Genomic DNA, 20,218 nt, shown 5'->3' with positions numbered 1-20,218 from the left:
TCAATCCCTTACTACTCGTCGACTGCCCGGTCTCAGCGGCCGTGGCTGTCGGTGTAGGCCAGCAGGGCCAGGAAGCGGGCGCGCTTGATAGCGGTGGCCAGCTGACGCTGATAACGAGCTTTGGTACCGGTGATACGGCTTGGAACGATTTTGCCGGTCTCGGATACGTAGGCTTTCAGAGTGTTGAGATCTTTGTAATCGATCTCTTTCACGTCTTCAGCGGTGAAGCGGCAGAATTTACGACGACGGAAGAAACGTGCCATGTGATTGGCTCCTTAAAAGGTCCGTGGATTACTCGTCAGCGTTATCGCTGTTGTCGCTGTCGCTATCGCTGTCATCGCCATCGGCGCTGTCAGAGTGCTCAGGACGGTCGCGACGCTCACGGCGCTCACTGCGGTTTTCTTCAGCCTTGAGCATCTCGGATTGGCCGGTGACGGCTTCTTCGCGACGGATGACCAGGTTACGGATCACTGCATCGTTGTAGCGGAAGTTGTCTTCCAGCTCGGCCAGGGCCTTGCCAGTGCACTCAACGTTCAGCATCACGTAGTGAGCCTTGTGAACATTGTTGATTGCGTAGGCCAGTTGACGACGGCCCCAATCTTCCAGACGGTGGATTTTGCCGCCGTCTTCTTCGATCAGCTTGGTGTAACGCTCAACCATGCCGCCGACTTGCTCGCTTTGATCCGGGTGGACCAAAAAGATGATTTCGTAATGACGCATGAATGCTCCTTACGGGTTGTAGCCTGCCGCTCAAAAACGGTCAGACAAGGAGTGAATGACACTTATGGACTTGTGGACGCTAGACACATAAGTGCCTGCCATCACAGCAAGGGGCGCAATTGTAGAGAAGGGCCGAGGGCGGCGCAAGGCAATTGGCGATTATTTGAACAGCCGCCGATCCTCACCTTGCACAAAACACTGTGGGAGCGAGCTTGCTCGCGATAGCGGTGTGCCAGTCAACATTTCTGGCACTGATACACCGTCATCGCGAGCAAGCTCGCTCCCACATTTGATACGCGTCTGGATCAGGGCTTTTTGGCGACAGCCTTGACGCTCCGCTGGCGCAGCGCCTCGAACAGGCACACGCCGGTGGCCACCGAGACGTTGAGGCTGCTGACGCTGCCAGCCATCGGCAGCTTGACCAGGTAGTCGCAATGCTCGCGGGTCAGGCGACGCATGCCCTTGCCTTCGGCGCCCATGATCAGGATCGTCGGGCCCGTCAGGTCTTGGTCATAGATACTGACCTCGGCCTCGCCCGCCGTGCCGACCACCCAGAGGCCGCGCTGCTGGAGTTTTTCCAGGGTGCGCGCCAGGTTGGTCACCGCCACCAACGGGATCACTTCCGCCGCGCCGCACGCCACCTTGCGCACCACTGGCGTCAGGGTTGCCGACTTGTCCTTGGGCACGATCACCGCCAATGCACCGGCGGCATCCGCCGAACGCAGACAGGCGCCGAGGTTATGCGGGTCGGTCACGCCGTCCAGCACCAGCAGCAGAGGGGCGCCTTCGGTGCGATCGAGCAGTTCGTCGAGCATCGCCTCGCCCCAGACCTGGCTCGGGCTTACGTCCGCCACCACACCCTGGTGAACGCCTTCGACCCACGCGTCCATTTCACGACGCTCGGCCTGGCCGATGGCAACCTTGTTCTGGGTGGCCAGCTCGACCAACGCTTGCACGCGCGGCTCGCTGCGACCTTCCGCCAACCACACTTGCTTGACACGTTTGGGGTGGTGACGCAGCAGTGCTTCTACGGCGTGAACGCCGTAGATTTTTTCCAGACTCATGACTTGGCCTTAGGTTTGCGCGACCCGCCGCTTTTCGCGGGGGCCGACCCCGCTTTTGGCGGGCCTTTACGGTGTTTACTCGGCTTGCTCGACGGCTTTTCCGCCCCGTGGGACTTTCCCCCAGACGCCGCTTTACCACCGCTTTTGGCTTCGTTGAGCAACTGCTGCTTCAACTCGCGGCTCTTGCGCAGTTCGGCGTTTTTCGCCGCTGCGTCGCTGGGGCGGTAGGCTTCGGGAGCCTTGTCCTTGACAGACGAACGGCGGCCGGCCTTGGCTGGCTCAGGCTCCGCAGCTTTTGCAGGAGCACCCTTACCTTTACCTTTGGTCGCAGGCGCTGCGGTCTCGCTGCCACGTTTTTTACGACCAGTCGGTGCTTCGGCGGGCTTGTCAGACATGCCGAAGTCGATCTTGCGCTCATCGAGGTCGACGCGCATGACCTGCACTTCCACGGTGTCGCCCAGGCGGAAGCTGCGACCGGTGCGCTCGCCCGCCAGGCGGTGATGCACAGGATCGAAATGGTAGTAATCACCCGGCAAGGCGGTGACGTGCACCAAGCCCTCGACGTAGATGTCGGTCAGTTCGACAAACAAACCAAAGCCGGTCACGGCAGTGATCACGCCTGGGAACGACTCGCCCACGCGGTCTTTCATGAACTCGCACTTGAGCCAGTTCACCACGTCGCGAGTGGCTTCGTCGGCGCGGCGTTCGCTCATGGAGCACTGCTCGCCCAACTGTTCCAGGGCCGCTTCGTCGTACGGATAGATCCGCGCCTTCGGAATGGTCATGGCACCGGCGCGCTTGACGTGCGGGGTGTTCTGCTTGGAATGGATCACACTGCGGATCGCGCGGTGCGTGAGCAGGTCCGGATAACGGCGGATCGGCGAGGTGAAGTGGGTGTACGCCTCGTAATTCAGACCGAAGTGGCCCTGATTGTCAGCGCTGTACACCGCCTGGCTCAGGGAGCGCAGCATCACTGTCTGGATCACATGGTAATCCGGACGGTCCTTGATGCTGGCCAGCAGTGCCTGGTAGTCCTTCGGCGTCGGGCCGTCCTTGCCTTTGTGCAGGGACAGGCCGAGCTCGCCGAGGAAGGCGCGCAGTTTTTCCAGACGCTCCGGCGGCGGGCCATCGTGCACGCGGTACAACGCAGGAATCTCGTGCTTCTTGAGGAATTCGGCGGTGGCCACGTTGGCCGCCAGCATGCACTCTTCGATCAGCTTGTGCGCATCGTTACGGGTCGTCGGGGTGATCGCGGCGATCTTGCGCTCGGAACCGAAGACAATCCGGGTTTCCTGGGTCTCGAAATCGATCGCGCCACGCACGTGACGGGCACCCAGCAACACCTTGTACAGCGAGTACAGCTGCTTGAGGTGCGGCACCACGCCAGCGTATTCGGTACGCAACGCCTTGGCTTCACTGGTCTTCGGCGTTTCCAGGATGGTGCTGACCTTGTTGTAGGTCAGGCGCGCCTGGGAGTGGATCACCGCTTCGTAGAACTGGTAGTCGGTCATTTCGCCGGTCTTGGAGATGGTCATCTCGCACACCATGGCCAAACGGTCGACTTTCGGGTTCAGCGAGCACAGGCCGTTGGACAGCTGCTCAGGCAGCATCGGAATCACGCGCTCAGGGAAATACACGGAGTTACCGCGCACCTGGGCTTCGTTATCCAGGGCCGAACCGATCTTCACGTAGCTGGACACGTCGGCAATCGCGACGAACAACTTCCAGCCGCCGGAGAACAGGCGCAACTTGCCGGGTTTGGCTTCGCAATAGACCGCATCGTCGAAGTCGCGGGCATCTTCGCCGTCGATGGTGACGAACGGCAGATGGCGCAGGTCGATGCGTTTTTCTTTATCTTTCTCTTCGACTTCCGGCTTGAGCTTGGCGGCTTCCTTGAGCACAGCCTCGGGCCAGACGTGAGGAATGTCGTAGGTGCGCAGCGCAACGTCGATTTCCATGCCCGGCGCCATGTAGTTGCCGACCACTTCAACGATATCGCCCTGTGGCTGGAAGCGCGCAGTTGGCCAATGGGTGATTTTCACCTCGACGAACTGACCTACCTTGGCGGCGCCATTACGGCCCGGGGTAATCAGCACTTCCTGCTGAACCTTCGGGTTATCCGGCACGACAAAACCGATACCGCCTTCTTCGAAGTAACGGCCAACGATGCTTTCATGGGCACGGGACACCACTTCGACGATCACGCCTTCACGGCGACCACGACGATCCAGGCCGGACACGCGGGCCAGGGCCCGGTCACCGTCAAACACCAGGCGCATTTGCGCCGGGCTCATGAACAGGTCGTCGCTGCCGTCGTCCGGGATCAGGAAACCGAAGCCGTCACGGTGACCGGCGATGCGGCCCAGGATCAGGTCGAGCTTGTCCACCGGTGCATAGGTGCCGCGCCGGGTGTAGATCAGTTGAGCGTCGCGCTCCATGGCGCGCAGACGGCGGCGCAGGGCTTCGAGTTGGTCCTCGGTGGTCAGACCGAACTCTTCGACCAACTGCTCGCGGCTAGCAGGCGAACCCCGATCGGCGAGATGCGCCAGGATCAGTTCACGGCTAGGAATAGGGTTTTCATATTTTTCCGCTTCACGAGCGGCCTCGGGATCGAGGGACTGCCAATCGGCCATTAGAGAGTTTTCACCTTGTCTATATGCGGGTTAGTTTGGCATAGGCTTAATGAAACGGGAAATTTCAAGCATCCGATAGCGTTTCCAGGATCATTTGACCTGCCTTCGAAGCCCCCGGAACGCACCGCTCGTGAAATTTAGCGGTTTTTTTCTCCGCAGGGGTTTACAGTTAAAAACACGCTCCGTATAGTGCGCGCCATCGACGACGTACACACGTAGCCGATACTGCCCAGATGGTGAAATTGGTAGACACGCCAGCTTCAGGTGCTGGTGACCGCAAGGTCGTGGAAGTTCGAGTCTTCTTCTGGGCACCAATTTCAAGCAGCAGGTCAATGACCTGGCAGCTTAACAAAAACCCGCGAAAGCGGGTTTTTGCATTTCCGCCCCCTGGAATTGCACCGGGCAATTACTAAAACAAAAACAGGGGTTTACAGATCAAAACGCGCTCCGTATAGTGCGCCACATCAACAGCGGCAACGCTGAAGATGCTGCCCAGATGGTGAAATTGGTAGACACGCCAGCTTCAGGTGCTGGTGACCGCAAGGTCGTGGAAGTTCGAGTCTTCTTCTGGGCACCAATTCAAGCTTCAAGGTCACCGCCTTGAAACTCACAGAAACCCGCGAAAGCGGGTTTTTGCGTTTCTGGGTATTGGAAATGTATCTGAGCCTCTGAAATCGCTATCGCGAGCAAGCTCGCTCCCACACTTGACCTCAAGTGCACACAGATTTTGTGTTCACTGCAATCCCATGTGGGAGCGAGCTTGCTCGCGATGGGCCCAGCCCGGCCACCCGGTCAGGCCCTGAACTGCCCCAAACTTGCCTTCAGTTGCGCCGCCAGGTTGTCCAGCACCTTGCCGCTGGCGGTGGTCTCGACTACAGCCTGGGCCGCTTTCTCGGCCTGGGCATGGATGGTTTCCACCCGCCCACGCACCGCTTGCGCGCCCTGGGCCTGATGAGCCGCCGCCTGGGTCGCCAGGCCGATGGCCGCATGCACCTGCTCGACGGACGCCTGCACCGACTGCTGCAACCGCGCGCTGTCACGCAGCACCAACAAGCCTTCGCTGGCCTGGCGCCCGGCCTGGCCAATGGCGGCCACCGCCTCGCGAGCCCCCTGCTGCAAGGCCACGATATGCGCCTGGATATCGCCCGTGGAGCTCTGGGTCTTGCTCGCCAACGCCCGCACCTCATCCGCCACCACCGCAAAGCCGCGCCCGGTTTCCCCGGCCCGCGCCGCCTCGATGGCCGCGTTCAAGGCCAGCAAGTTGGTCTGCTCGGCGATGCCGTGAATCACCGTCAGCACCACTTCAATCTGTTCGCTCTGCTGCGCCAACCGCTCGATCACTGCCGCCCCGGTATCGACCTGGCCGGCCAGAGCCTCGATCAAGCTGCTGACCTTGGCCGAAGTGCGCGTGTTTTCATCGGTGGCCTGGCGGATCTCCACCACTTGCTGCAGGGCCGCCTGCATCGCCTGGCTTTCCGATTGAGCCTCGTCCGCCATTTGCGATAGCGCGCGCAGGCTCTCGGCCACTTCATCACGCTGCATCCCGGCCGCCGCATCGGCGCCGGAGTTACGCAAGGTCATCGCACCGATTTCCACACCGGTGCGCTGGGCCACGTCGCCCGCCTCGCGCACGATGGGCTGCAACTTATCCACAAAGCGATTGACCGCCGCGGCCATGTCGCCGATTTCGTCCTTGCTGTTGATTTGCACTCGCTTGGTCAGGTCACCCTCGCCCGCCGCCAGGTCGTTCATGGCTGCGATCAGTAGCTTCAAGCGATTGACCACCCGACGCCCCAGCACCACGGCCAGCAACACCAGCACGCCGAAGCCCACCAGCGCCAGGCCCAGGCCGATGCGCCAGCGCAAGGTGCCCGCAGCGTCCTGCACGGTGCTGGCGGTGTTGGTCTGCATCTGCGTGGCCGTGGCTTGGGCCGACTCCAGGCGACCGCGCATGGCCGTGGCACTGTCAGCCGCCGCGCCCTTGAGGCTGTCGCCGACTAATTGATCGCTGCTGGCGATCAAGGCCGAGAAGCGTTGGTCCAGCGCCTTCAGGTCGGTTTCAACGGCCGCCGTGGAAACCCCCATCAAGACTTTGCCGATCTCGACGCCGTTGGGGTTGATCGAGGCTTCGAGGTAATACACCGACGGATCGTTCTTCGCCGCGTCCAGCACCTTGTCCAACGCCCGCTCGCCCTTGCCTTTTTCCAGCAGCGCCTTGTTGATCGGGTTTTCCCGGTTCAGGTAGCGCGTCAGGTGCTCACCCGCGGCGTCGTCATAGATGACGAACAGCACGTTGGGATTGCGCTGGGCCCGACGGGCGAATTCAGAGAGGGTGGGCACGTCGTTATCCCACATGGCACGCGGCGCAACGGAAGCCAGGAGTTGCGCCATATCATTGGCGGAATCCCTCAAGTCCTTCTCCAAGGTGCCACGTAACTGCGCCTGCTCATCCTTCAGGCGAGCAGACAGGCCGGCATTGAGCCGCTGACGGGTATTGGCGGACAGGCTGTCCAGGCTCGACGTAACCTCTCGCCCGGCCTGCTCCAGCTCGGCGGAAAGCTTCTGGCTGTCCGCCCCCAACCGCGCGCCCAGATCGGCTTCCAGCGCCGTGACGGTGCTTCGGGTCAGCGCAACGGCTACCAGTACCTGCACCAAAAGGGCGATACCCAGGGTAACGAACACTGGCCGTAGCAAACGGCTTTGTAACAGTGAGAGAACGGCCGACACGTGAAATCCCTCTACCAAACGCCATTAATTTGATGGCACTCAGGAAAGCGGTGCCTTAATGGAGTTGCATAGCAAGTGTCGTGCCGCCCGGCAGGCAGAAACGACAAAGGGCCCCAGCGAGGGCCCTTTGTTTTTTACATCAAAGGCTTATCAGGCAAACGGATGACGCAGAACGATGGTTTCGTTGCGGTCCGGCCCCGTCGAAATAATGTCAATCGGCGCACCGACCAACTCTTCGACGCGCTTGATGTAGTTGCGCGCTGCCACAGGCAGCTCTTCCAGGGTCTTGGCGCCGACGGTCGATTCGGTCCAGCCTGGCATCTGCTCGTACACTGGCTCCAGGCCGATGTAGCTGTCGGCGTCGGTCGGTGCGTCGATGACTGCGCCGTCCTGGTTCTTGTAGCCCACGCAGATGTTGATGGTTTCCAGGCCGTCCAGCACGTCCAGCTTGGTCAGGCACAGGCCCGAGATGCTGTTGACGTCGATGGCGCGACGCAGGATGACAGCATCGAACCAGCCGCAACGACGGGCACGGCCGGTGGTGGCACCGAATTCGTGGCCACGCTTGGCCAGGAAGGCACCGACGTCGTCGAACAGCTCAGTCGGGAATGGACCCGAACCGACGCGAGTGGTGTAGGCCTTGGTGATACCCAGGATGTAGTCCAGGTACATCGGGCCGAACCCCGAACCGGTGGCGATGCCGCCGGCAGTGGTGTTGGAGCTGGTGACGTACGGGTAGGTACCGTGGTCGATGTCCAGCAGCGAACCCTGGGCACCTTCGAACATGATGTCCTTGCCGGCGCGGCGCAGCTCGTGCAGCTCGGCGGTGACGTCGAGCATCATTGGCTTGAGCAGCTCGGCGTACTCCATGCACTCGTCCAGGGTCTTCTGGAAGTCGATGGCCGGCTCTTTGTAGTAATTGACCAGGACGAAGTTGTGGTAGTCCAGCAACTCGCCCAGCTTGGCGGCGAAACGCTCACGGTGGAACAGATCACCGATGCGCAGGCCACGACGGGCCACCTTGTCTTCGTAGGCCGGGCCGATGCCACGACCGGTGGTGCCGATCTTCAGTTCGCCACGGGCCTTCTCACGGGCCTGGTCCAGCGCCACGTGATAGGACAGGATCAGCGGGCAGGACGGGCTGATACGCAGGCGCTCGCGCACCGGTACGCCTTTTTCTTCCAGCTTGATGATTTCCCGCAGCAAGGCATCTGGCGCAACCACCACACCATTGCCGATCAGGCACTGGACGCCTTCGCGCAGCACGCCCGACGGAATCAGGTGCAGGACGGTTTTTTCACCGTCGATTACCAAGGTGTGGCCTGCGTTGTGGCCACCCTGGTAGCGCACTACGGCGGCAGCATGTTCGGTCAGCAGATCAACGATCTTGCCTTTGCCCTCATCACCCCACTGGGTGCCCAGGACTACGACATTCTTACCCATAACACTTGTCCTCATTCGCGCAAACTTGGTGCCGGCCACGGCCGGCGGGAAAACTCAAGAAGCCAGCGGCAATACTTGCCAAAGCCCGTTCTGCTGAATCAATTGCCGGTCGCAGTCCGCTTCACGGGCGGCGGCCAAAGGCTGCCCAGGCAAGGCCTGGACGACACGCTGACCCTCACTGCGCAACTGACAGACTGCCTGCCAGAGTGCTGCATCCGTACTGTCAGGCATCCAGATACCGCCAGACGGTAGCTCGACTTCAGCACGCCCCAGGGTCACCAGGGTTTTCAAATCGGTAGAGAAACCGGTCGCCGGACGGGCGCGACCGAAGTCGGCACCGATGTCGTCATAACGGCCGCCCTGGGCGATGGACTGGCCCACGCCCGGTACAAACACGGCGAACACGACGCCGGTGTGATAGTGATAACCGCGCAACTCGCCCAGGTCGAAATACAGCGGCAACTCGGGGAAACGCACCGACAGACGCTCGGCAATCGCCAGCAAATCGTCCAGTGCCGCCAATACAGGCGCCGGCGCATGGGCCAGGCGTTCGCGGGCGGCGGTCAGCACTTCACGCCCACCACACAGGTCCACCAGCGCCCGCAGCATGCCCGACAGATCGGCCGGCAGGCCTTCGGTCAGGCTGATGACTTCGTCGATGGCCTTGCGTTGCAAGGCGTCGAACAACTGTTGTTCCACTTCGCCGGACAGACCGGCCGCACGGGCCAGGCCGCGATAGATGCCGACATGCCCCAGGTCCATGTGGACATCAGGCACGTCAGCCAGTTGCAGCATGGCCAACATCAGACTGATGACTTCCACGTCGCTGCTCGGGCTGGCATCGCCATACAACTCGGCGCCCAGCTGGATCGGGCTGCGCGAAGATGACAAGGCACGCGGCTGGGCATGCAGCACGCTGCCGGCGTAGCACAGGCGGCTCGGGCCTTCACGGCGCAGGGTATGGGCATCGATGCGCGCCACTTGCGGCGTGATGTCTGCACGAAAGCCCATCTGCCGGCCCGACTGCGGGTCGATCACCTTGAAGGTGCGCAGATCCAGGTCCTGGCCCGCGCCGGTGAGCAGGGATTCCAGGTACTCGATATGCGGGGTGACGACGAACTCGTAACCCCAGCTCTGGAACAGATCCAACACCTGCCGACGCGCTACTTCGATACGCGCAGCTTCCGGTGGCAGTACTTCTTCGATGCCATCTGGCAGCAGCCAGCGGTCTACCGTTGCCATTACGCCATTCCCCTATGGTCCGGGCGGCCAGCCCTCGGGCAAGCCTTGAGTGAAGCAGAAAATACTTGGCCCACGCGCAAAACACGCGCATGAGCGACGTGACGAATGGCCAGCAATCGGCCTCGCCCAGCACTTTCCTCGAAAAACCTGTCGAGTCGTTCAACCCGACGCCTGCAACCAAAACCACAATCAAACGTGCAGACGCAAAAAAGCCGGGAATTTCCCGGCTGCCGCATCATACACACGTTTTCCCAAAGGATCACCCCGCCCGACGCTTTAGCCGCCGGGCGGAGTGTTTCAGGTCAACGCCGCATCAAGGCTTGGACTTTTCCAGGTAGTGGAAGAAGTCGCTGCTTGGGTCCAGGACCATGACGTCGGATTTGTTCGCGAAGCTTTCACGGTAGGCACGCAGGCTACGGTAGAACGCGTAGAACTCCTGATCCTGACCATAAGCCTTGGAGTAGATCGAAGCGGCCTGGGCATCACCATCACCCCGGACCTCTTCCGATTCACGATAGGCTTCGGCCAGCAGCACGCGGCGTTGGCGATCGGCGTCGGCACGGATGCCTTCGGCCAGCTCGTTACCCTTGGCGCGGTGCTCGCGGGCTTCACGCTCACGCTCGGTGCTCATCCGCTCGAACACGCTGCGGTTCACTTCCTTCGGCAGGTCGATGGCCTTGACCCGGACATCGACCACTTCGATACCCAGCTCTTTTTCCGCCATCGTGTTCAGCGAACGGGTGATGTCGGCCATGAGCGCATCACGCTCACCGGACACCACTTCATGCAACGTGCGCTTACCGAACTGGTCACGCAGGCCCGATTCGAGACGACGGGACAGACGCTCGTCGGCGATCTGCTTCAGGCCCGAGGTCGCGGTGTAGAAGCGCTCGGCATCCTTCACGCGCCACTTGGCATAGGCGTCCACCATCACGGCTTTCTTTTCCAGCGTCAGGAAGCGTTGCGTCGGCGCATCCAGCGTCATCAGGCGAGCGTCGAACTTGCGCACCTTGTTGACGTAGGGCACTTTCACATGCAGCCCCGGCTGGACATCAGCCTGGACCACGCGACCGAATTGCAGCAACACCGCGCGCTCGGTCTGAGCCACGATGTAGAAGCAGTTCCAGGCAGCGATCGCCACGACGACACCGACAATAAGGGCGATCAGCGATTTATTGCTCATCAGCGACTCTCCCTGGTACGTGCTTGCTGTTGTTGCAGGTCCGCCGCTGCGCGGGTGCCGGCCTCATTGCTGGCCGCCGCCGAACTGGCCGGTGGCGTGCTGGTGTTGCGACCGCTCTCGACCATCTTGTCCAGCGGCAAGTACAGCAGATTGCTCTGGCCGTTCTTGTTGCCGGTCACGAGGACCTTGCTGGTGTTGCTGAAGACTTCCTGCATGGTGTCCAGGTACAGACGCTGGCGGGTCACTTCAGGGGCCTTGCGATACTCGGCCACCAGCTTGGTGAAGCGATCGGCCTCACCCTTGGCACGGGAGACCACTTCATCGCGGTAACCGTTGGCATCCTCGATGATGCGCTGGGCCTGGCCACGAGCTTCCGGCACGACGCCGTTGGCATAGGTTTCAGCCTGGTTGCGCGAACGCTGCTCGTCTTCACGGGCACGGATCACGTCGTCGAAGGCTTCCTGGACCTCACGCGGTGCCGCTGCGCTCTGGACGTTGACCTGGGTGACGGTGATACCGGTGCGATAGGTATCGAGGAACCGTTGCAGGCGTTCCTTGATTTCGCTGGCCATCAGTTCACGACCTTCGGTCAGCACCTGGTCCATGGCGGTGGAACCCACCACATGGCGCAGGGCACTTTCGGTCGCGTGCTGCAGGCTGGTTTCCGGCTGATCGACGTTCAGCACGAAGTCCTGCAGGTTGGTGATCTTGTATTGCACGGTCAGCGGCACCTCGACGATGTTCTCGTCTTCGGTCAGCATCTGGCCCTGCTTGGTGTACGCCCGCTCACGCGTGACGTTCTCCATGAACTTCTGGTCGATCGGCGGGAAATAGATGTTCAGGCCCGGACCAACCGTCTCGTAGTACTTGCCGAAGCGCAGCACCACGGCTTGCTCCTGCTCGTCCACGACATAGACCGCGCTGTACAGCCAGACAGCCGCCAGCACGACGAGACCGATGCCGAGCAGGCCGAAACCGCCACCCTTGCCCGAACGACCGCCACCCTCGTCACCGCGTTTCTTACCACCACCGAACAAACCGTTCAGGCTTTCCTGCAGCTTTCGGAAGGCCTCGTCGAGATCTGGCGGCCCCTTGCGGTCGCCGTTGTTACGACGCTTGCCACCCCAAGGATCCTGATTATTCGAGTTGCCACCCGGCTCATTCCAAGCCATAGCGCTCTCCATCTGATAAAGCAAAGACGCACCCACGGCGCGCCGACCAATGCTACAGAATGCCTGACACCGCTTTCTCAGGCTTTTATTGCAAAGTGTGTTGCTCGATGAATTCCATCGGTTGCAGCCCTTCGCGACTGACCAGTCGGTTGAGCTCCGTCCGAGGCAGGCGAACAGCCAGCAGGCAGACACCTTCTTCGTCGTGTTCTTCTTTTTGCACGGCCCCCAGCTCGAAAAACTGCGCACGCAGCCGGGCAAAACGTTGTGGCAATTTCAGGGTGCCGACAAACAGATCGCTGCCCAACAGCTCGGCCACGGCCTGCTTGAGCAGGTCCAGGCCGGTGCCATCACGGGCCGACAGCCAGACCCGTTGCGGCTTGCCATCGGCATCGCGCTGGATCTGCGGCTCCACCCCTTCGAGCAAATCGAGTTTGTTGTATACCTCGAGGATCGGCAAGTCCTGGGCTCCGATCTCGCCCAGCACCACCATCACCTGCTCGATCTGCAGCATCCGGTCCGGCTCGGCGGCATCGATCACGTGCAGCAGCAGGTCGGAGTTGCTCGACTCTTCGAGCGTAGCCCGGAAAGCCTCGACCAGTTTATGCGGCAGGTGACGGATAAAGCCCACGGTGTCGGCCAGCACGATCGGCCCGAGGTCGTCCAGGTCGAGCCGGCGCAGGGTCGGGTCGAGCGTGGCGAACAACTGGTCGGCGGCGTAGACGTCGGATTGGGTGACATTGTTGAACAGGGTCGATTTGCCGGCGTTGGTATAGCCCACCAGTGAAACCGTCGGGATATCCGCGCGCTTGCGACCACGTCGCGACTGCTCGCGCTGGCTGCGGACCTTTTCCAGCCGCCCCTTGATCTGGCGCAGGCGAACCCGCAACAGGCGTCGGTCGGTTTCCAGCTGGGTTTCCCCCGGGCCGCGCAGGCCGATACCGCCTTTCTGCCGCTCAAGGTGAGTCCAGCCGCGGACCAGCCGCGTACTCATGTGCTCAAGCTGGGCCAGTTCGACCTGGAGCTTGCCTTCATGGGTGCGGGCGCGCTGGGCGAAGATATCGAGGATCAGCCCCGTGCGGTCGATCACGCGACACTCGAAGACACGTTCGAGGTTACGTTCCTGACTGGGCGTGAGGATGTGATTGAAAATCACCAGATCGACCTGCTCGGCCTTGACCAGGTCGCGCAACTCCTCGACCTTGCCACTGCCGATCAGGAACTTGGCGGTTGGCCGATGACGCGGCACGTTGAAAAACGCGACGGTCTCGGCGCCGGCCGAAAGTGCCAATTCCTGAAACTCCTGCGGATCTTCGCGCGCCTCAGGGTCCTGTCCATCCAAGTGAACGAGAATGGCCCGTTCACCACCACCGTGGCGCTCAAAGAACAAAGGAGGCTCCTATCAGGCGTTACCCGGTTCAGCGTCACCGCCTTCGGATTCGGTTGCGCTAGGCAGACGAATTGGACGAACTGGCACCACTGTCGAGATCGCGTGCTTGTAGACCATCTGGCTGACGGTGTTTTTCAGAAGGATGACGAACTGGTCGAAAGACTCGATCGTGCCTTGCAGTTTGATCCCGTTGACCAGATAGATGGACACCCCAACTTTCTCTTTACGTAAAGTGTTCAAGTAAGGGTCTTGTAGCGAATGCCCTTTTGACATGTGCCGCACTCCTTTAAGGATCAATTATAAAAATCGGAATCAGATGGCTTGGGCCGTCACACCCCCAAGGATAGACGGCAATTGCAAGGACTCAGCTCAATATGGAGATGGTCCCGAGGTATTTCAAGGCGCGTGGCAGATTGTCGCAATCGAGACTGTCGAGCCAATGCAGGTCAGTCCAGCTGCGCAGCCAGGTGAACTGGCGTTTCGCCAATTGGCGCGTGGCAATGATCCCACGCTCCCGCATCTCGGCTGACGTCAGCTTGCCGTCCAGGTAATCCCAGACTTGCCGATAACCTACCGCACGTATAGACGGCAACCCGGCATGCAGGTCACTTCGCTCACGCAGGGCTACGACCTCGTCTATGAACCCCTGTTCCAACATTAATGTGAATCTTTGTTCAATGCGCCGATGCAGCACCTGCCGGTTCGCCGGAGCGATGGCCAGATTCGCGACAGTATAGGGCAATTGTTGCAGTCCCGAAGCGGCTGCTTCAGTACTTTGCGCAGATTGTCGCTGGCGCAGGGCGGTCATGCTCTGGCCGCTGACCCGATAAACCTCCAGCGCCCGACTGAGCCGCTGCGGGTCATTGGGGTGAATACGCGCCGCCGACTCCGGATCGATGACCGCCAATTGCTCGTGCAGGGCCTGCCAGCCCAGGCGCGCGGCCTCTTCTTCGATCTGCGCGCGGACCTCGGGATCGGCCGCCGGCATGTCCGCCAGCCCGTCGACCAAGGCCTTGTAGTACAGCATCGTACCGCCCACCAGCAGCGGGATCTTGCCCCGCGCGGTGATTTCGGCCATGGCCTGGAGCGCGTCACGCCGGAAATCGGCCGCCGAATAAGCCTCGGCCGGGTCCAGGATGTCGATCAGGCGGTGGGGAAATTCGGCCAGCAGTTCTTTTGACGGCTTGGCGGTGCCGATGTCCATGCCCCGATAGACCAGGGCCGAATCGACACTGATCAACTCGCAGGGCAGGACTTTGGTCAATTCGATGGCCAGGTCGGTCTTGCCGGCGGCGGTCGGCCCCATCAGGAAAATCGCGGGTGGCAACGGACTCATCAACGACCGCGCAGGAACAGTTTGTCCAGGTCGTCCAGGCCCAGTTGGGTCCAGGTCGGCCGGCCATGGTTGCATTGACCGCTGCGCTCGGTGTTTTCCATGTCCCGCAGCAGACCGTTCATTTCCGGCAGGGCCAGGCGCCGGTTGGCACGGATCGCGCCGTGGCAGGCCATGGTGCCGAGCAGTTCGTTCAGGTGCGCCTGGATCCGGTCGCTGGTGCCGTACTCCATCAGGTCCGCCAGCACGTCGCTGACCAGGCGATTGGCCTCGGCCTGCTTCAACAAGGCCGGAATCTGGCGGATCGCCAGGGTTTCCGGGCCCAGGCGCTGCAATTCGAAGCCCAGGCGCTGGAACCAGGCCACATGCTCTTCGGCGCAATCGGCTTCGCGCTGGCTGACGGCCAGGGACTCGGGCACCAACAGCGGCTGGCCGCTCAGGCCTTCGCTGGCCATGGCGATTTTCAGCCGCTCGTACATGATCCGCTCATGGGCGGCGTGCATGTCCACCAGCACCAGGCCTTGGGCATTTTCCGAGAGGATATAGATGCCTTTGAGTTGCGCCAGGGCATAGCCCAGCGGCGGGATATCGCCCTGGCCGTCGGGCATTGCCGCCGCACCGGCTTCCGGCAAGGGCTTGAAGAACTCGCGATAGGCCGCCTGGGCCTCGGCTGCCGGCACGTTGGATTGCGGGCGCGGGGTGTATTGATACTGATAGCCGCTGCCAGCACCGCTGCCGGCCGTGTTGTAGCTGGGCTGAGGCTGGGGTTGCTCCAGCAGGGCATTGGCCGCCAGGCGCATCTCGCCCTGGGGCCCGAATTCGCCGGCTTCCAGTCCCGTGGGCCGGACCATGCCAGCCACAGCCGCCGGAGCCGCCAGTTGGTCTTCCGGCCGCACATCGCCCAGGGCACGGTGCAGGGTGCCATAGAGGAAATCGTGGACCATGCGCCCGTCACGGAAGCGTACTTCGTGCTTGGTCGGGTGCACGTTGACGTCCACCACCGCCGGATCGACCTCGAAAAACAGCACGAAGGTCGGATGCCGGCCATTGAACAGCACATCGCGATAGGCTTGGCGCACCGCGTGGGCCACCAGCTTGTCGCGCACCGCCCGGCCGTTCACGTAGAAATATTGCAAGTCCGCCTGGCTGCGGGAGAACGTTGGCAAGCCGACCCACCCCCACAGGTGCAGGCCGTTGCGCTCCACCTCGATGGGCAAGGCCTGTTCCAGGAACCCCGCACCGCACACCGCGCCCACGCGCCGGGCGCGGGCGGCATCGTCGTGGGCCTCGTGCAGGCTGAGGATGGTCTTGCCGTTGTGGCGCAAATGGAACGCCACGTCAAAACGCGCCAGGGCCAGGCGCTTGATGACTTCTTGCAGGTGGTCGAATTCAGTCTTCTCGGCCTTGAGAAACTTGCGTCGGGCCGGGGTGTTGAAGAACAAGTCGCGCACTTCCACCGAGGTGCCCACCGGATGCGCCGCGGGCTGGACGCGAGACGCCATGTCGCGGCCTTCGGTCTCGACCTGCCAGGCCTGCTCGGCATCACGGGTGCGGGAGGTGAGGGTCAGGCGCGACACCGAACTGATGGACGCCAGTGCCTCGCCCCGGAAGCCCAGGCTCATGACCCGCTCGAGATCTTCCAGGTCGCGGATCTTGCTGGTGGCATGACGCGCCAGGGCCAGCGGCAGGTCGTCAGAGGGAATCCCGCCACCGTCATCGCGCACCCGCAACAGCTTGACGCCGCCCTGCTCGACATCCACATCGATGCGCCGGGCCCCGGAATCGAGGCTGTTTTCCAGCAGTTCCTTGATGACCGACGCCGGACGCTCGACCACTTCACCGGCGGCGATCTGGTTCGCCAGCCGAGGGCTGAGCAGTTCGATACGGGCGGTGTTGCCGATCACTTCGTCACTCATTGCTTGGCCGCCACTTCATTGCCCGGAATGGTCAGGGTCTGGCCAATCTTGAGCTCATCGCTCTTGAGATTGTTGGCACTGCGCAAGGTGGCGGGCGACACCTGGTAGCGCACGGCAATCATCGCCAGGGTTTCGCCCGGGTTGACGCGGTGATCCCGTGGCCCCTGGGCGATCTTGCCGGAGTCCCGCAGCCAGGCGATGTAGGTGCCCGGCGGTGGGTTCTGCTGGAAGAACTGCCGTACGCCGCTGCTGATGGAGCGGGCCAGGGCCTGCTGATGGCTCGACGTCGACAGTTTCGAGGCTTCGTTGGCGTTGGAAATGAACCCGGTTTCCACCAGGATCGACGGGATGTCCGGCGACTTGAGCACCATGAACCCGGCCTGTTCGACGCGCTGCTTGTGCAGCGGCGTGACGCGACCGATGTTGCTCAAGACCTTCTGGCCGACGTTCAGGCTGGAGGTCAACGAGGCGGTCATCGACAAGTCGAGCAATACACCGGCGAGCATCCGGTCCTTGTCGTCGAGGCTGACGTTGCCGGCACCGCCGATCAGGTCGGAGCGGTTTTCAGTGTCGGCCAACCAACGGGCGGTCTCGGAAGTCGCGCCACGGTCGGACAGGGCGAACACCGAGGCCCCGAACGCTGCCGCCGAAGGTGCGGCGTCGGCGTGAATGGAGACGAACAGGTCAGCGCCTTTCTTGCGGGCGATTTCGGTGCGTCCGCGCAAGGGAATGAAATAGTCGCCGGTGCGGGTCAGTTCGGCGCGGAAGCCTTTCATGCCGTTGACCTGGCGCTGCAACTCACGGGCGATGGACAGCACCACGTCTTTTTCACGTTGCCCGCGCGAGCCCGAGGCGCCCGGGTCTTCGCCACCATGACCGGCGTCGATCACCACAATGATGTCGCGCTTGCCCGCCGGGGCCGGTGGCAGTTTGAGCGCAGGCTCGGTCGGGGTCACCGGCACCGCTGGCACCGTGGCCACATTGGTTGGCGGCGGTGGCGGTGGCTCGGCATCGGCCGGGTTGTCGAACAGGTCCACCACCAGCCGGTTGCCGTACTGGGCGTTGGGGGCCAGGGTGAAGCTTTTCGGGGTCACGGCTTTTTTCAGGTCGATGACCACCCGCAGGTCGGTCGGCGTACGCTGGGCCGAGCGCATCGCGGTGATCGGCGTGTTGGCGGTAGCGACGTTCAGCGGCGCCCCCAGGGACGCCCCGTTGATGTCGATCACCAGGCGATCCGGGGCGGTCAGGGTGAATACGCTGTGCTGCACCGGCCCCGTCAGGTCAAACACCAGCCGTGTGTTGTCCGGCGCCCGCCAGAGGCGAACGCTGTTGACCTTTGTCTCGGCCACAGCATCGACGGCCAGTGCCGTAAGCAACAGTCCTACGACAGCAACCACCGCGCGAAAGCGCATACCAAACCCCATCATCAATTAGTTTTCCAATGCCAAAGCGGCACACCACGACTCACCACGGGAGCCTTGCGGCGTCAGTTTCAGCGAACGCCCGCCGTTCTGCGCGCCAATGGTAATGGTCAGGTCGGGCTTTGGCAAAAAGCCTGCACCCTTCTGGGGCCATTCGATCAGGCACAAGGCATCATCTTCGAAATAATCGCGAATGCCGAGGAATTCCAGCTCCTCAGGATCCACCAGTCGATACAGGTCGAAATGGAAGGCGCGAATGTCGCCGATCTCATAGGGCTCGACCAGGGTGAACGTCGGGCTCTTGACTGAACCGACGTGCCCGAGGCCGCGAATGATGCCACGGGACAAGGTGGTTTTCCCCGCGCCGAGGTCGCCTTCGAGAAAAATCAGGCCGTGGCCGGCGGTGATCTGCGCGATGCGGGCGCCAAATTGTGTCATGGCTTGTTCGTCCGCCACGTACAGGGTTACTTCAGACACGGTGAATGCTCCTCCAACAACTGACGAATGGCCGGGATCAGATCGGTCGCCGCCAATCCCCGGCCCGAGCGACCGACCTGGGCACCGGCACTGGCATGCAGCCAGACTGCCAGGCACGCGGCCTCGAAGCCGTCCATGCCCTGGGCCAGCAAGGCCCCGACCACACCGGCCAGCACATCCCCCAGACCGGCGGTGGCCATGGCCGGATGGCCCTGGCTGCAAACCGCCAGGCGACCGTCCGGGCTGGCGATCAGGCTGCCGGCGCCCTTGAGGATCACCGTGGCGCTGTATTTCTGGCTCAAGGCATGGGCCGCCGCCGGGCGGTCGGCCTGCACCTGGGCGGTGGACATCTCCAACAGCCGCGCCGCCTCCCCCGGATGCGGGGTGATGACGCACTGCTCAGGCAAACGGACATCGCCCCTGCTCAGCAGGTTCAGTGCATCGGCATCCCACACTTGCGGCAGTGGCGCATTGGCCGCCGCCGACAACAGGCTGCGTCCCCAGGCAGCCTGGCCCAGGCCCGGCCCGACCACCAGCACGCTGGCCTGCTGGAGCAGGCCCATCAATTGGTTCGCCGAATGGGTGCCCTGCACCATCACTTCCGGTAAACGCATCAGCGCGGCGGATACATGCTCACTGCGCGTCGCCAGCGAAACCATGCCCGCACCGCAGCGCAGGGCGCTTTCGGCGCTCATCTGGATGGCGCCGCCGAAGCCCCGGTCGCCACCGATCAACAGCACATGACCGAACTTGCCTTTGTGGGAAGTGGCGGCACGAGTTGTCAGACGAGGCAGATTGTGGGGCAGGAGCAGTCTGGCACTGGCCGGTGCCGTTTCAACAATATCCGGATCGGCGTGCAGGTCATTGAACACCAGCTCACCGACCCGGTCCGCCGCCTCGCCGGTGAACAACCCCAGTTTCAAGCCAATGAAAGTCACGGTCAGGTCGGCCGCCACCGCCGTGCCCAGCACCCGGCCGGTGTCGGCGCACAACCCCGAAGGGATATCCACCGCCGCGACCGGCAGGCCGCTGACGTTGATCGTATCGATGGCCTGCACATAAGGTTCGCGCACATCGCCATTCAGGCCGGTGCCGAGCAGCGCGTCCAATAGCACGCCGCGCAACTCGGCCTCATCCGACCACGGCTCCATCGGCACGCCCACCGCCACGGCCTCGGCATGGGCATTGGCGGCGTCCCCCTGCAATCGCCGGGGCTCGCCCACCGTCAGCACCCGCACCGACCAGCCGGCGCGCCGGGCCAGCGTCGCGACCAGGTAGCCATCGCCGGCATTGTTGCCATGGCCGGCCAGCACGGTCAGCTCGCCGGCATCAGGCCAGCGTCGGACGATCGCTCGCCAGGTGGCGCGGGCAGCGCGCTGCATCAATTCGAAACCGGCGGTGCCTGCCGCGATCAGTTGAGCATCGAGGGCCCGGACCTGCGCGGCGCTGTACAGCGCGTCGGGAAAATCATCTTTAGTGTGCGGCATGCGTCTTCGGGCT

The 20,218-nt window shown here is 62.4% G+C and carries 16 protein-coding genes, 2 tRNA genes and 1 pseudogene; 2 read left to right on the top strand and 17 right to left on the bottom strand.

All coding sequences use genetic code 11. The annotated features are described in order from the left end of the window. Positions 1 to 32: 32 nt before the first annotated feature. From rpsR to rnr, 4 genes are all read right to left on the bottom strand, one after another. Entirely contained in the window at positions 33 to 263 is a 231-nt protein-coding gene (gene rpsR, locus IB266_RS17950; protein ID WP_002551829.1) for a 30S ribosomal protein S18, read from the bottom strand. Between the two features lie 28 nt (positions 264 to 291). Continuing rightward, positions 292 to 720 (bottom strand): 30S ribosomal protein S6, encoded by a 429-nt coding sequence (rpsF, locus tag IB266_RS17945; RefSeq protein ID WP_003186395.1) that lies wholly within the window; start codon positions 718 to 720, stop codon positions 292 to 294. A gap of 305 nt (positions 721 to 1,025) precedes the next feature. Beyond that, a complete protein-coding gene (rlmB, locus tag IB266_RS17940) occupies positions 1,026 to 1,784 on the bottom strand; it encodes a 23S rRNA (guanosine(2251)-2'-O)-methyltransferase RlmB (protein ID WP_060739416.1) in 759 nt (252 codons plus the stop codon). Continuing rightward, positions 1,781 to 4,417 (bottom strand): ribonuclease R, encoded by a 2,637-nt coding sequence (gene rnr / locus IB266_RS17935; protein WP_060739417.1) that lies wholly within the window; start codon positions 4,415 to 4,417, stop codon positions 1,781 to 1,783. The genes rlmB and rnr overlap by 4 nt, the downstream gene beginning before the upstream one ends. Before the next feature lie 227 nt (positions 4,418 to 4,644). Between rnr and IB266_RS17930 the strand changes: the two genes are divergently transcribed. Together IB266_RS17930 and IB266_RS17925 are read left to right on the top strand one after the other, a co-directional pair. Then, a tRNA-Leu gene (locus IB266_RS17930) sits at positions 4,645 to 4,731 on the top strand. Between the two features lie 176 nt (positions 4,732 to 4,907). After that, a tRNA-Leu gene (locus IB266_RS17925) sits at positions 4,908 to 4,994 on the top strand. A gap of 215 nt (positions 4,995 to 5,209) precedes the next feature. On the opposite strand, the gene IB266_RS31225 is transcribed toward IB266_RS17925, so the two are convergent. The 13 genes and pseudogenes from IB266_RS31225 to IB266_RS17865 form a co-directional block, all read right to left on the bottom strand. Next, a complete protein-coding gene (locus IB266_RS31225) occupies positions 5,210 to 5,914 on the bottom strand; it encodes a methyl-accepting chemotaxis protein (RefSeq protein ID WP_412548313.1) in 705 nt (234 codons plus the stop codon). A 201-nt stretch (positions 5,915 to 6,115) separates the two neighbouring features. After that, positions 6,116 to 6,169: pseudogene (locus IB266_RS31220) on the bottom strand (hypothetical protein); the annotation flags it as partial. A 1,125-nt stretch (positions 6,170 to 7,294) separates the two neighbouring features. Then, the gene (locus IB266_RS17915; protein ID WP_003186407.1) at positions 7,295 to 8,587 is read right to left on the bottom strand and encodes an adenylosuccinate synthase; all 1,293 of its coding nucleotides are present in this window, start codon (positions 8,585 to 8,587) and stop codon (positions 7,295 to 7,297) included. A gap of 54 nt (positions 8,588 to 8,641) precedes the next feature. Then, a complete protein-coding gene (locus IB266_RS17910) occupies positions 8,642 to 9,829 on the bottom strand; it encodes an ATP phosphoribosyltransferase regulatory subunit (RefSeq protein WP_122567304.1) in 1,188 nt (395 codons plus the stop codon). Positions 9,830 to 10,142: 313 nt separating this feature from the next. After that, positions 10,143 to 11,012 carry a protease modulator HflC gene (gene hflC, locus IB266_RS17905; RefSeq protein ID WP_192261967.1) on the bottom strand — a complete coding sequence of 290 codons (870 nt, stop codon included), beginning with the start codon at positions 11,010 to 11,012 and terminating at the stop codon, positions 10,143 to 10,145. Beyond that, positions 11,012 to 12,184, bottom strand: coding sequence for an FtsH protease activity modulator HflK (hflK, locus tag IB266_RS17900; protein ID WP_060739421.1), 1,173 nt, complete (start codon positions 12,182 to 12,184; stop codon positions 11,012 to 11,014). The genes hflC and hflK overlap by 1 nt, the downstream gene beginning before the upstream one ends. Positions 12,185 to 12,269: 85 nt before the next feature. Beyond that, the gene (gene hflX, locus IB266_RS17895; RefSeq protein WP_192261966.1) at positions 12,270 to 13,571 is read right to left on the bottom strand and encodes a ribosome rescue GTPase HflX; all 1,302 of its coding nucleotides are present in this window, start codon (positions 13,569 to 13,571) and stop codon (positions 12,270 to 12,272) included. Positions 13,572 to 13,583: 12 nt separating this feature from the next. After that, positions 13,584 to 13,844 (bottom strand): RNA chaperone Hfq, encoded by a 261-nt coding sequence (hfq, locus tag IB266_RS17890; protein WP_003186419.1) that lies wholly within the window; start codon positions 13,842 to 13,844, stop codon positions 13,584 to 13,586. Positions 13,845 to 13,935: 91 nt separating this feature from the next. Continuing rightward, positions 13,936 to 14,907, bottom strand: coding sequence for a tRNA (adenosine(37)-N6)-dimethylallyltransferase MiaA (gene miaA / locus IB266_RS17885; protein ID WP_192261965.1), 972 nt, complete (start codon positions 14,905 to 14,907; stop codon positions 13,936 to 13,938). Beyond that, entirely contained in the window at positions 14,907 to 16,820 is a 1,914-nt protein-coding gene (mutL, locus tag IB266_RS17880; RefSeq protein WP_192261964.1) for a DNA mismatch repair endonuclease MutL, read from the bottom strand. Before mutL ends, miaA begins: the two co-directional genes overlap by 1 nt. Continuing rightward, on the bottom strand, positions 16,817 to 18,247 hold the full coding sequence (locus tag IB266_RS17875) for an N-acetylmuramoyl-L-alanine amidase (RefSeq protein WP_053117896.1): 1,431 nt from the start codon (positions 18,245 to 18,247) through the stop codon (positions 16,817 to 16,819). Before IB266_RS17875 ends, mutL begins: the two co-directional genes overlap by 4 nt. A 3-nt stretch (positions 18,248 to 18,250) precedes the next feature. After that, positions 18,251 to 18,718, bottom strand: a complete 468-nt coding sequence (gene tsaE, locus IB266_RS17870; protein ID WP_003197219.1) for a tRNA (adenosine(37)-N6)-threonylcarbamoyltransferase complex ATPase subunit type 1 TsaE — start codon at positions 18,716 to 18,718, stop codon at positions 18,251 to 18,253. Next, on the bottom strand, positions 18,706 to 20,205 hold the full coding sequence (locus IB266_RS17865; protein ID WP_192261963.1) for an NAD(P)H-hydrate dehydratase: 1,500 nt from the start codon (positions 20,203 to 20,205) through the stop codon (positions 18,706 to 18,708). Before IB266_RS17865 ends, tsaE begins: the two co-directional genes overlap by 13 nt. Positions 20,206 to 20,218: the final 13 nt, after the last annotated feature.

It is taken from the genome of Pseudomonas sp. Pdm06 (assembly GCF_014851795.1).
Lineage (GTDB): Bacteria > Pseudomonadota > Gammaproteobacteria > Pseudomonadales > Pseudomonadaceae > Aquipseudomonas > Aquipseudomonas fluorescens_AA.
This window is presented reverse-complemented; position numbering and strand designations above follow the sequence as displayed.